This window comes from Streptomyces sp. NPDC003393 (genome assembly GCF_053589015.1).
In genome coordinates, this window is record NZ_JBSFRB010000039.1 from 1 (window position 1) to 12,064 (window position 12,064).

The 12,064-nt window shown below is 70.8% G+C and carries 9 protein-coding genes; 1 reads left to right on the forward strand and 8 read right to left on the reverse strand.

Annotated features, from left to right (window positions below):
- The 6 genes from ACWDUZ_RS29655 to tkt all read right to left on the reverse strand — a co-directional run.
- The coding region (locus ACWDUZ_RS29655; protein ID WP_451634947.1) for an NADP-dependent phosphogluconate dehydrogenase at nt 1-566 on the reverse strand (566 nt) is incomplete at its 3' end.
- A gap of 15 nt (nt 567-581) precedes the next feature.
- Nucleotides 582-2,222, reverse strand: coding sequence for a glucose-6-phosphate isomerase (pgi, locus tag ACWDUZ_RS29660; RefSeq protein WP_451634870.1), 1,641 nt, complete (start codon nt 2,220-2,222; stop codon nt 582-584).
- A 1-nt stretch (nt 2,223) separates the two neighbouring features.
- Nucleotides 2,224-3,150, reverse strand: a complete 927-nt coding sequence (gene opcA / locus ACWDUZ_RS29665; protein ID WP_451634871.1) for a glucose-6-phosphate dehydrogenase assembly protein OpcA — start codon at nt 3,148-3,150, stop codon at nt 2,224-2,226.
- Nucleotides 3,147-4,832 (reverse strand): glucose-6-phosphate dehydrogenase, encoded by a 1,686-nt coding sequence (gene zwf, locus ACWDUZ_RS29670; protein WP_451634872.1) that lies wholly within the window; start codon nt 4,830-4,832, stop codon nt 3,147-3,149. Before zwf ends, opcA begins: the two co-directional genes overlap by 4 nt.
- Complete coding sequence (gene tal, locus ACWDUZ_RS29675) at nt 4,832-5,998, reverse strand: transaldolase (protein ID WP_451634873.1); 1,167 nt, start codon at nt 5,996-5,998, stop codon at nt 4,832-4,834. The genes zwf and tal overlap by 1 nt, the downstream gene beginning before the upstream one ends.
- 19 nt (nt 5,999-6,017) lie before the next feature.
- Nucleotides 6,018-8,093 (reverse strand): transketolase, encoded by a 2,076-nt coding sequence (gene tkt, locus ACWDUZ_RS29680; protein WP_451634874.1) that lies wholly within the window; start codon nt 8,091-8,093, stop codon nt 6,018-6,020.
- 166 nt (nt 8,094-8,259) lie between these two features.
- Here tkt and ACWDUZ_RS29685 point away from each other — a divergent pair, with 166 nt between their 5' ends.
- Nucleotides 8,260-9,291, forward strand: a complete 1,032-nt coding sequence (locus tag ACWDUZ_RS29685; protein WP_451634875.1) for a helix-turn-helix domain-containing protein — start codon at nt 8,260-8,262, stop codon at nt 9,289-9,291.
- Between the two features lie 70 nt (nt 9,292-9,361).
- Here ACWDUZ_RS29685 and ACWDUZ_RS29690 read toward each other — a convergent pair whose 3' ends face one another.
- Nucleotides 9,362-10,789 carry a glycoside hydrolase family 16 protein gene (locus tag ACWDUZ_RS29690; RefSeq protein WP_451634876.1) on the reverse strand — a complete coding sequence of 476 codons (1,428 nt, stop codon included), beginning with the start codon at nt 10,787-10,789 and terminating at the stop codon, nt 9,362-9,364.
- Between the two features lie 286 nt (nt 10,790-11,075).
- Nucleotides 11,076-11,921 carry a hypothetical protein gene (locus tag ACWDUZ_RS29695; RefSeq protein ID WP_451634877.1) on the reverse strand — a complete coding sequence of 282 codons (846 nt, stop codon included), beginning with the start codon at nt 11,919-11,921 and terminating at the stop codon, nt 11,076-11,078.
- Nucleotides 11,922-12,064: the final 143 nt, after the last annotated feature.

The window sequence follows — 12,064 nt, forward strand, 5'->3', positions numbered from 1 at the left end:
TCGACCTTCTCCAGCAGCTCCCAGCCCTCGGCGTAGGCCTGCATCATCGCGTACTCGATGCCGTTGTGGACCATCTTCGCGAAGTGCCCGGCGCCCACCTTGCCCGCGTGGACATAGCCGTACGGGCCCTCCGGCTTGAGCGCGTCGAAGACCGGCTTGACCTGTTCGACGTGCTCCTTGTCGCCGCCCACCATGAGCGCGTAGCCGTTCTGCAGGCCCCACACACCGCCGGAGACGCCCGCGTCGATGAAGCCGATGCCCCGCGCGTGCAGCTGCTTGGCGTGCTTCTCGTCGTCCGTCCAGCGGGAGTTGCCGCCGTCCACGACGAGGTCGCCGGGCTTGAGCAGGGTGGCCAGCTGGTCGATGACGTGCTGAGTGGCGCCGCCTGCGGGAACCATCACCCAGACGATGCGCGGCTGGGGGAGCTGGTCCACGAGGTCGACCATGCTGGGGACATCGGACACCTCGGGGTTGCGGTCGTAGCCGACCACCGTGTGGCCGGCGTTGCGCAGGCGCTCGCGCATGTTGCCGCCCATCTTGCCCAGGCCGATCAGGCCCAACTGCATCGATGCCATGTCAGTTCACTTCCTGAGTGTGCGGTACGCGGCCACGAGGGCGGCGGTGGAGGCGTCCAGACCGGGCACGTCCGCGCCCCGGGTCAGGGCGGGTTCGACGCGCTTGGCCAGCACCTTGCCGAGCTCGACGCCCCACTGGTCGAAGGAGTCGATGTTCCAGATCGCGCCCTGCACGAACACCTTGTGCTCGTAGAGGGCGATCAGCTGGCCGAGGACGGAGGGGGTCAGTTCGGTCGCCAGGATCGTGGTGGTGGGGTGGTTGCCGTGGAAGGTGCGGTGCGGAACCTGCTCCTCGGGCACCCCTTCGGCACGCACCTCCTCGGGCGTCTTGCCGAAGGCCAGCGCCTGACCCTGGGCGAACAGGTTCGCCATCAGCAGGTCGTGCTGCGCCTTGAGTTCGTCGCTGAGCTCGCCGACCGGATTGGCGAAGCCGATCAGGTCCGCCGGGATCAGCTTGGTGCCCTGGTGGATGAGCTGGTAGTAGGCGTGCTGACCGTTGGTGCCGGGGGTGCCCCAGACCACCGGGCCGGTCTGCCACCGCACCGGCTCGCCGTCACGCTGCACCGACTTGCCGTTGGACTCCATGTCCAGCTGCTGGAGGTAGGCGGTGAACTTCGACAGGTAGTGCGAGTAGGGCAGCACCGCGTGCGTCTGCGCGTCGTGGAAGTTGCCGTACCAGACGCCGAGCAGGCCCAGGATGAGCGGGGCGTTGGCCTCGGCGGGCGCGCTGCGGAAGTGGTCGTCGACGATGCGGAAGCCGTCGAGCATCTCCCGGAACCGGTCGGGACCGATGGCGATCATCAGGGACAGGCCGATGGCGGAGTCGTAGGAGTAGCGACCGCCGACCCAGTCCCAGAACTCGAACATGTTGTCGACGTCGATGCCGAACCCGGCGACCTTCTCCGCGTTCGTCGACAGCGCCACGAAGTGCTTGGCGACCGCCTTCTCGTCGCCGCCCAGGCCCTTCAGCAGCCAGGAGCGGGCCGAGGTGGCGTTGGTGATCGTCTCGATGGTGGTGAAGGTCTTGGACGCGACGATGAACAGGGTCTCGGCCGGGTCCAGGTCGCGGGTGGCCTCGTGCAGGTCGGCCCCGTCGACGTTGGAGACGAACCGGACCGTCAGGTCGCGGTCGGTGTAGGCGCGCAGCACCTCGTAGGCCATCGCCGGGCCCAGGTCGGAGCCGCCGATGCCGATGTTGACCACGTTGCGGATCCGCCGGCCGGTGTGCCCGGTCCACTCCCCGGAACGGACCCGGCCGGCGAAGTCGCTCATCTTGTCCAGCACCGCGTGGACCTGGGGCACGACGTTCTCGCCGTCGACCTCGATCACCGCGTCCCGCGGCGCGCGCAGCGCCGTGTGCAGCACGGCCCGCCGCTCGGTGACGTTGATCTTCTCCCCGCGGAACATGGCGTCCCGCAGCCCGGCCACGCCGGTCGCGGCGGCCAGCTCCCGCAGCAGCCGCAGAGTCTCGTCGGTGACCAGGTTCTTGGAGTAGTCGATACGCAGGTCACCGACGCGCACCGTGTAGCGCTCCGCGCGGGACGGGTCCGCCTCGAACAGCTCGCGCAGATGCGGCTGCGAGCGGGCACGGTGGTCCTCCAGGGCGGTCCACTCCGGCCGCTGGGTGAGCTCGGGGGTGTCGGGCATGTCAGACGGTCTCCTTGATGCCGGCGCCGCGCAGGGCCACGGCGTACATGTCGTCGGCGTCGAGGCGGCGAAGCTCCTCGGCGATGAGTTGGGAGGTGGGGCGGACCTTGAGGGCGAGGGTGCGCGGCGGCTGGCCCGGCAGGGACAGCGTGGCCAGCGGGCCCTCGGGCCGGTCGATGGTGATCTCGCCGTTCGCGGTGCCCAGGCGTACGGAGGTCACGAACGGGCCGGGGCTGTGCACCCGGTCGGCCCTGACCCCGAGCCGCGCCTCGAGCCAGCGGGCCAGCAGCTCCGCGCTCGGGTTGTCGGCCTCGGCCTCGACGGTCGCCGAGGTCACCTCCACGCGGGCCTGGTCCAGGGCGGCGGCGAGCATCGAGCGCCACAGGGTGAGCCGGGTCCAGGCGAGGTCGGTGTCGCCGGGGGCGTAGTGCTCCGCCCTGCTCTGCAGTACCTCCAGCGGGCGCTCGAAGGCGTACAGGTCGGTGATCCTGCGCTGGGCCAGCGTGCCCAGCGGGTCCTCGGCGAGGTCGTCCGGCGCGTCCACCGGCCACCAGACGACGACCGGCGCGTCCGGCAGCAGCAGGGGCAGGACGACCGAGTCGGCGTGGTCGGACACCTCGCCGTACAGGCGCAGCACCACCGTCTCGCCGGTGCCGGCCTCGGAACCGACCCGGACCTCGGCGTCGAGCCGGGAGTGGGTGCGGTCGCGCAGGGTACGGGCGTGCCGCTTGATGACGACCAGGGTCCGCATGGGGTGCTCGTGCGAGGCGTCCTCGGCGGCCTTGATCGAGTCGTAGGCGTTCTCCTCGTCCGTGACGATGACCATCGTCAGGACCATGCCCACGGCGGGTGTGCCGATGGCGCGGCGGCCCTGCACCAGCGCCTTGTTGATCTTGCTTGCGGTGGTCTCGGTCAGGTCGATCTTCATGGCCTGCGCCAGCTCCGTCCGTCTCGTGCGAGCATCTCGTCTGCCTCCGCCGGACCCCACGTCCCCGACCGGTACCGGGCGGGCCTGCCGTTCTCCTCCCAGAAGGTCTCGATCGGGTCGAGGATCTTCCAGGACTCTTCCACTTCCTGGTGGCGGGGGAACAGGTTGGCGTCCCCCAGAAGCACGTCCAGGATGAGGCGCTCGTAGGCCTCCGGGCTGGACTCGGTGAAGGACTCGCCGTAGGCGAAGTCCATCGACACGTCCCGGATCTCCATCGAGGTGCCCGGCACCTTGGAGCCGAAGCGGACCGTCATGCCCTCGTCCGGCTGGACGCGGATCACGATCGCGTTCTCGCCCAGCTCCTCGGTGGCCGTGGAGTCGAACGGGGAGTGCGGGGCCCGCTTGAAGACCACCGCGATCTCCGTCACCCGCCGGCCCAGCCGCTTGCCGGTGCGCAGATAGAAGGGGACGCCCGCCCAGCGCCGGTTGTCGATCCCCAGCTTGATCGCCGCGTAGGTGTCGGTCTTCGACTTCTTGTCGATGCCCTCTTCCTCGAGGTAGCCGGGGACCTTCTCACCGCCCTGCCAGCCCTCGGTGTACTGGCCCCGCACGGTGTGCGCGCCCAGGTCCTCGGGCAGCCGCACCGACTTGAGCACCTTCAGCTTCTCGGTCAGCAGCGCCTCGGCGTCGAAGGCGATCGGCTCCTCCATCGCGGTGAGCGCCATCAGCTGGAGCAGGTGGTTCTGGATGACGTCGCGAGCGGCGCCGATCCCGTCGTAGTAGCCGGCCCGGCCGCCGATACCGATGTCCTCGGCCATGGTGATCTGCACATGGTCCACGTACGACCGGTTCCAGATCGGCTCGTACATCTGGTTGGCGAAGCGCAGCGCCAGGATGTTCTGGACGGTCTCCTTGCCCAGGTAGTGGTCGATGCGGAAGACCTGCTCCGGGTCGAACACGTCGTGCACGATCCGGTTCAGCTCACGGGCGCTGGCGAGGTCGTGACCGAACGGCTTTTCGATGACGGCGCGCCGCCAGGAGTCCTCCGGCCCCTCCGCCAGGCCGTGCTTCTTCAGCTGCCGCACGACCTTGGGGAAGAACTTCGGCGGTACGGAGAGGTAGAAGGCGAAGTTCCCGCCCGTGCCGCGGGAGGCGTCCAGCTCCTCGACGGCCGCCTTGAGCTGCTTGAACGCCGTGTCGTCGTCGAAGTCACCCGGAATGAACCGCATGCCCTCGGACAGCTGGTGCCAGACCTCCTCGCGGAAGGGCGTGCGCGCGTGCTCCTTGACCGCCTCGTACACCACCTGGGCGAAGTCCTGGTGCTCCCAGTCGCGGCGGGCGAAGCCGACCAGTGAGAAGCCCGGCGGCAGCAGGCCACGGTTGGCGAGGTCGTACACGGCGGGCATCAGCTTCTTGCGCGACAGGTCGCCGGTGACGCCGAAGATCACCAGGCCGGAGGGGCCCGCGATCCGCGGCAGCCGGCGGTCCAGAGGATCGCGCAGCGGATTCACCCAGTCGGCGGACGGGGCGACGGGGACACGTACATCGGAGGGCGCGGCCTGGGAGGGCGCGGCGTCCGGCCGCGCCGCCCCGGGGGCCTGCGCCTTGGCCTCGGCGGTGGCGTCCGGGGCGGGGCCCACGGCCACGTCCGGCGCCGCCGGCGCGGCGGGCTTCTTGCTCATTACGCGTCAACTCCCTTGCTGTCCAGCGACTTCGTGACCGCGTCCAGCAGGTCCTGCCAGGCCGCCTCGAACTTGGCGACACCCTCGTCCTCGAGCTGCTGCACGACCTCGTCGTAGGAGATCCCCAGCCGCTCGACCGCCGCCAGGTCGGCGCGGGCCCGCGCATAGCCGCCGGTCACCGTGTCACCGGTGATCGAGCCGTGGTCGGCGGTGGCGTTCAGCGTGCCCTCCGGCATGGTGTTGACCGTGCCGGGCGCGACCAGTTCGTCCACATACAGGGTGTCCTTGTAGGCCGGATCCTTCACCCCGGTCGACGCCCACAGGGGACGCTGCCGGGTCGCTCCGGCGTCCGCCAGCGCGGCGAAGCGCTCGCCGGGCGCGGTCGAACCGTCCGCGGATCCGAACACCTGCTCGTACTCCGCGTAGGCCAGCCGCGCGTTCGCGAGGGCCGCCCGGCCCTTCAGCGCCAGGGCCTCCTCGCCGCCCAGCAGGGTCAGCCGCTTGTCGATCTCGGTGTCGACCCGGGAGACGAAGAAGGAGGCCACCGAGTGGATCCTGGACAGGTCCAGGTCCGCGGCGCGCGCCTGCTCCAGACCGGCGAGGTAGGCGTCCATGACCTCGCGGTAGCGCTCCAGGGAGAAGATCAGCGTCACGTTGACACTGATACCCGCCCCGACCACCTCGGTGATCGCCGGCAGACCCGCCCGGGTGGCCGGAATCTTGATCATCACATTGGGCCGGTCCACCAGCCAGGCCAGCTGCCGGGCCTCGGCGACCGTGGCCGTCGTGTCGTGGGCCAGCCGGGGGTCGACCTCGATCGAGACCCGGCCGTCACGGCCGCCGGTCGCCTCGTACACCGGCCGCAGCACGTCGGCGGCGGCGCGCACATCGGCGGCGGTCATCATCCGTACGGCCTCGTCGACCGTGACCCCCCGCACCGCCAGGTCGGCGAGCTGCTCCTCGTAGCCCTCCCCGGAGCCGATGGCCGCCTGGAAGATCGACGGATTGGTCGTGACGCCCACGACGTGCCGGGTCTCGACTAGCTCGGCCAGGTTTCCGGACTCGATCCGCCGCCGCGACAGGTCGTCCAGCCAGATCGACACGCCCTCCTCGGACAGGCGCTCGAGCGCTCCGGCGGTCGCGGTTGCTTCGCTCACAGTGATCATCTTCCTTGTCGCGTTCGGATCATGCGCGCGCGGCGGCCAGCGAGGCGCGGGCCGCGGCGGCGACGTTCTCAGGGGTGAAGCCGTATGCGGCGAACAGGGTCGCGGCATCGGCGGAGGCGCCGAAGTGCTCGAGGGAGACGACGCGTCCCGCGTCGCCCACGTAGCGGTGCCAGGTCAGACCGATGCCGGCCTCCACGGCCACGCGCGCCCGCACCGACGGCGGCAGCACCCGCTCGCGGTACTCGCGCGACTGCTCCTCGAACCACTCCACGGACGGCATCGACACCACCCGTGTGGCGGTCCCCTCCGCCTCCAGCAGCTCCCGCGCGGCCACGGCGAGCTGCACCTCGGAGCCCGTGGCGATGATCACCACGTCCGGACTCCCGGAGGACGCCTCGCGCAGGATGTATCCCCCCTTGGCGGCGGCCGGGTCCGGGGCGTGCGTGGGCACGCCCTGGCGGGTGAGCACGAGTCCGTGCGGGGCCGGGCGCCTCGCGTGCCGCTTCAGGATCTCGGCCCAGGCGATCGCGGTCTCGTTGGCGTCGGCCGGGCGGACGATGTTCAGGCCCGGGATCGCGCGCAGCGAGGCCAGGTGCTCGACCGGCTGGTGGGTGGGGCCGTCCTCGCCCAGGCCGATGGAGTCGTGCGTCCACACGTACGTCACCGGCAGCTGCATCAGCGCGGACAGCCGCACCGCGTTGCGCATGTAGTCGGAGAACACCAGGAAGGTGCCGCCGTAGATCCGGGTGTTGCCGTGCAGGGCGATGCCGTTCAGCTCCGCGGCCATGGAGAACTCGCGGATGCCGAAGTGGACGGTGCGGCCGTACGGGTCGGCCCCCGGCAGCGGGTTCCCCTTCGGGAGGAAGGAGGAGGTCTTGTCGATGGTGGTGTTGTTGGAGCCGGCCAGGTCCGCGGAGCCGCCCCACAGCTCGGGCAGGACCGCGCCCAGCGCCTGGAGCACCTTGCCGGAGGCCGCGCGGGTGGCGAGCGACTTCCCCGCCTCGAAGACCGGCAGGGCGTCCTCCCAGCCCTCGGGCAGCTGCCCGGCCACGATCCGGTCGAAGAGCTCGGCCCGCTCCACCTGTCCGGCGCGCCACCGACCGAGCTGCTTGTCCCAGGCCGCGTGCGCCTCGGCGCCCCGGTCCAGGGCCCCGCGGGTGTGGGCGAGCACGTCCTGGTCCACCTGGAAGGTCCGCTCGGGGTCGAAGCCGAGGACGCGCTTGGTGGCGGCGACCTCGTCATCGCCGAGCGCCGAGCCGTGCGCGGCCTCGGTGTTCTGGGCGTTCGGGGCGGGCCAGGCGATGATCGTGCGCATCGCGATGATCGAGGGACGGCCGGTCTCGGCCTTCGCCGCCGTCAGCGCCGCGTACAGGGCGTGGACGTCGATGTCGCCGTTCTCGGCCGGCTCGATGCGCTGGGTGTGCCAGCCGTACGCCTCGTAGCGCTTCAGCACGTCCTCGGAGAAGGCGGTGGCGGTGTCGCCCTCGATGGAGATGTGGTTGTCGTCGTAGAGGAAGACCAGGTTGCCGAGCCTTTGGTGGCCGGCCAACGAGGACGCCTCCGCGGAGATGCCCTCCTCCAGGTCGCCGTCGGAGACGATCGCCCAGATCGTGTGGTCGAACGGAGAGGTGCCCTCGGGGGCGTCCGGGTCGAACAGGCCCCGCTCGTAGCGGGCGGCCATCGCCATGCCGACCGCCATGGCGACACCCTGGCCGAGCGGACCGGTCGTGGTCTCCACGCCGGCGGTGTGCCCGTACTCGGGGTGGCCGGGGGTCTTGGAACCCCAGGTGCGGAAGGCCTTGAGATCGTCCAGCTCCAGCTCGTACCCCGCGAGGTAGAGCTGCGTGTAGAGGGTGAGCGAGGAGTGGCCGGGGGAGAGGACGAAGCGGTCGCGGCCCGTCCACTCGGGGTCGGCCGGATCGTGGCGCATCACCTTCTGAAAGATCGTGTACGCGGCTGGGGCCAGGCTCATCGCCGTGCCGGGGTGGCCGTTGCCCACCTTCTGCACGGCGTCGGCGGCCAACAGGCGGGCGGTGTCGACGGCACGCCGGTCGAGCTCCGTCCACTCGAAGCGGTCGGTTGTCTGCTCGCTCATCTTCAAGAAGTCCTCGAAAGCAGCGGGATTGATTGCCGGACGCGTTCGAACTTAAAAGTCAGACTTATTTGCCGGAAGGTCTGCGTGTGTCACTCTGTGGTGAAAGTGGGACACAACCTGTCGGGCGGGGCCGCCTGGCGGGCGAGCAAGGCGGTAGAAAAGGGACATGACGGACGGAAACGCCCAGAGCGGACCGGCTGCCAGGGATGCCGACCGGGGCGGCACGGGGAACGGCGACCCGACCGACGAGGTGCCCGGCGGGCGGACCGGCGAGGCGCGCGACGACCGGGCCGGCGCGGTGAACGGCGACCGGGGCGGTCGCGGGCACGCCGACGGCGAGGGGATCAGGACCTTCCCCTTCCCCGTCGACCTCAGCCTGCTCGGAGTCGGGCTGCAGATAGGCCCGATGGGCACCGAGCACTTCTGGCACGCCGCCGCTCCTCTCCACCGCGTCCACCGCATCGACTTCCACGTGGTCATGCTGTTCAGCGACGGCCCCGTGCGCCACATGATCGACTTCGCCGAGTACGAGGCCGCGGCCGGCGACGTGCTGTGGATCCGCCCCGGACAGGTCCATCGCTTCTCCCGTGCGAGCGAGTACCGCGGAACCGTCCTGGCCATGCAGCCCGGCTTCCTGCCCCGCGACACGGTCGAGGCCACCGGCCTCTACCGGTACGACCAGCCTCCCCTGCTCCGTCCCGACGAGACCCAGCGCGCCGCCCTGACCGCCTCGCTCGCCCAGTTGCGCCGCGAGTACGAGGACACCGAGACCCTTCCGCTGAGCCTGCACACCGCGGTACTGCGCCACTCGCTCACCGCGTTCCTGCTGCGCCTGGCCCATCTGGCGGCCAGTTCGGCCCAGGCGGCACGGGATCAGGCGGACACCACCTTCACGCTGTTCCGCGAGGCGGTCGAGCGGGGGTTCACCACCAACCACAGCGTCAGCGCCTACGCCGACGCCCTCGGCTACTCCCGCCGCACCCTCGTCCGCGCGGTCCGCGCCGCCACCGGCGAAACCCCCAAGGGGTTCATCGACAAACGTGTCGTGCTGGAGGCCAAGCGCCTGCTCGCCCACACCGACCTGCCGATCGGCCGGGTGGGCGCGGCCGTCGGCTTCGCCGACGCCGCCAACTTCTCGAAGTTCTTCCATCTGCACACAGGGCACACGCCGGTGGCCTTCCGGGCGGAACTGCGCTGAACACACCGGGCCGCGCACACGAGGAGGGGCCCCACGCGTGCGCGTGAGGCCCCGTGCGCGAAGGTGACGGTCAGTGGCCGAAGTCGAACCAGTTGACGTTCACGAAGTCCGCCGGCTGGCCGCTGGTGAAGGTGAGATAGACGTCGTGGGTGCCGGTCACCGCGGACATGTTCGCCGGGACCGTCCGCCAGGACTGCCAGCCGCCCGTGTCGGCCACCGCGAAGCTGCCGACCGGGGCGCTCGTACGACTGTCCAGGCGCACCTCGACCAGCCCGCTGACCCCGTTCGCCGCGCCGCTCGCGACCCGGGCGTAGAACTGCCGCGCCGGGTTCGAGCCGAAGTCGACGCCCTTGTAGAGCGCCCAGTCGCCGTTCGCGATCGACCCGATGTCCTGGCCGCCGCCGCTGTCCGTGGTCGCCTCGGTGTTCACGCCGCTCTGGCCGTCGTAGGACTCGGCCTGCACGGGGCGGTAGGCGTCACGGTTGCCGGAGGGCGGGGGAGTGGTGCCGCCCCCGCCGCCCGAGGACTGGAGGACCTGCACATAGTCCACCACCATGGGGTGGCCGGGCTCGGTGCCGCTGTCCGGGCCGCCGCCGAACGCGTCGGGGAAGCCGCCGCCCATGGCCACGTTCAGGATGATGAAGTACCCGTGGTCGGTGGCGTTGGCCCAGGTCGTCGCGTCCACCTGGTTGGCCCTCACGGTGTGGAAGTCGACGCCGTCGAGGGAGAAGCGGATCTCCTCCGGGCTGGTCGAGCGGTCCCACTCCAACGCGTAGGTGTGGAAGGCGCCCTGGCAGGTGGCGCCGGCGCAGGGGGTGGAACCGCCGATGCCGGACGTCTCGTTGCAGGGGCCGCCCGGGTTGGTGCCGCAGTGCATGGTCGCCCATTCGGTGTTCAGGCCCTGGACGTTCTCCATGATGTCCAGTTCGCCGACGCCCGGCCAGTTCCAGTAGTTGCCGCGGAAGGGCGAGCCCAGCATCCAGAAGGCGGGCCAGTAGCCCTTGGCGGCGGCGCCGGTGACGTCGGGCATCCGGATCCGGGCCTGCACCCGCAGCTTGCCACCGGCCGGCGGCTGGAAGTCGGTGCGGGTGGTCTCGATCCGGCCCGAGGTCCAGTGGCCGGAGGCGTCCCGGCGCGGGGTGATGCGCAGGTTGCCGTTGCCGTCGAGAGAGACGTTGCTGGTGGAGGAGGTCATCGACTCGACCTCGCCGGTGCCCCAGTTGGCGGCGCCGCCCGGATACGAGGTGCCCGTGTCGTACAGCCAGTCGCCGGTGTCGACTCCGGAGCCGGCGGGGCCGTCGAAGTCGTCGAGGAAGACCTGCGACCAGCCCGAGGGGGGCGTGGGGGCGGAGGCGTTCGCGGGCAGTGTCGCGGCGGTCGCCGCGGCGGCCGCCAGGCCCAGAGTGCTGAGGACGGCGACGAGCGCCCGTCGCACCGGGCGACGTCTGCGGTGGGCACCGGCAGGCAGGCCGGTGGATATGCCGGAGGGTTCACTCATGGGGGGCCTCTCGGGTCCGGAGTGGTGGGGTCGGAGAGTTCTGAGAGCGCTCTCAGGCAGTGCGCGCCGCCAATGTGCTCCCAGGCACCCCGGTCGTCAAGAGTTGAAGCAAGGAAAGTCCCTGCCGTGCACGGGAGTTCAGCTGATGAAGGCGGAGATTTCCGGGTTGTGCCCGGAGCCCGAAGACGGCGGCCGGTGCACTGGGTGTCACGCACCAGAGCCTGATGCCGCCGTACCCGGCCGCGCGGAAGGAGTCCGCGGCGGCCGGGACGGTGGGAACCGCCCCCTACCGGAGGCGGTACGAGTAGACGGTCGTCGCCACCTGGCACACGCCCGGTGAGATCACCGCGGCGCGCAGGACGCCGCGCGCCGCGTCGAAGTCCACGCCCTCGGCCTCGAACGCGCCACTGCACACGCTGCGCTGCGGCAGCGCGAACAGGCTGGTGACATGGCCGGTGACGGGGCCGCCGTCCAGCCGGTGCGTCAGGTCCACCTGGAGCAGCGGCCGGTCCTCGGGGAAGAGTTCCTTCGAGCCGTCGTCCGAGGCGCACAGCAGCCGGGTGTCGTTCACGAAGTCACAGCCCTGGATGTCGCGCACCGGCCTGTCGAGCGTGATCTGCGGCGCCTGCGGCAGCGCACCGCCCGTGCGCGGGGTGGCCGCGTTGAGCAGGGGGGCGGGGAAGACCTGGAGCCGGTTCTGGTCGCCCCACTCGCCCGACACCAGCCACTGGCCGTCCGGCGAGACGGAGGCGAAGGAGTTGTTCAGCTTCTCGCCCGCGTCCAGCTTGTGGACGTACTCGTAGCGCTTGCCGGACGGGGTGGTCACCGCGAACATCTTGGACGTCGCGGTGTCCCCGCCCTGGTAGGCGTCGAACACGTGTCCTTGGGCGATGTCCGGGTCCCCGACGTGGTTCCAGCCCTTGAAGCGCAGGTCCAGCGGGATCGAGGCGAGGCCGCGGTGCAGCAGCGAGCCGTCCGCGCGACTGGCGAGCCCCTGCCCGCCGCCGAGCGAGTCGACGTACGCCGTGCCGGTCTCCTGCCAGACCGGCGCGGCCGCCGACGCCGGCGACATGGCCGCACCGAGCGTGACGGCCGCGGTCAGGGCTGCCACGGCGAGTAATTGACGTCTCATCAGATACCTGCCGAATCGACGAAGGTGAGGATGGCGCTCGCATGGAACCATGCGCCGGGCCGTTCGTCACCGTTTCCGGGAGACGCCGCAGCTGAACAGTAGGGTTTCCGTCAGGTGCCGGAACCGGCCGGACACGGGCCCCG

Coding starts and splice junctions, on each gene's coding strand:
- ACWDUZ_RS29685 (WP_451634875.1), top strand. CDS start 8,260: ATGACGGACGGAAACGCCCAGAGCGGACCGGCTGCCAGGGATGCCGAC.
- tal (WP_451634873.1), bottom strand. CDS start 5,998: ATGATCACTGTGAGCGAAGCAACCGCGACCGCCGGAGCGCTCGAGCGC.
- pgi (WP_451634870.1), bottom strand. CDS start 2,222: ATGCCCGACACCCCCGAGCTCACCCAGCGGCCGGAGTGGACCGCCCTG.
- ACWDUZ_RS29690 (WP_451634876.1), bottom strand. CDS start 10,789: ATGAGTGAACCCTCCGGCATATCCACCGGCCTGCCTGCCGGTGCCCAC.
- opcA (WP_451634871.1), bottom strand. CDS start 3,150: ATGAAGATCGACCTGACCGAGACCACCGCAAGCAAGATCAACAAGGCG.
- ACWDUZ_RS29695 (WP_451634877.1), bottom strand. CDS start 11,921: ATGAGACGTCAATTACTCGCCGTGGCAGCCCTGACCGCGGCCGTCACG.
- tkt (WP_451634874.1), bottom strand. CDS start 8,093: ATGAGCGAGCAGACAACCGACCGCTTCGAGTGGACGGAGCTCGACCGG.
- zwf (WP_451634872.1), bottom strand. CDS start 4,832: ATGAGCAAGAAGCCCGCCGCGCCGGCGGCGCCGGACGTGGCCGTGGGC.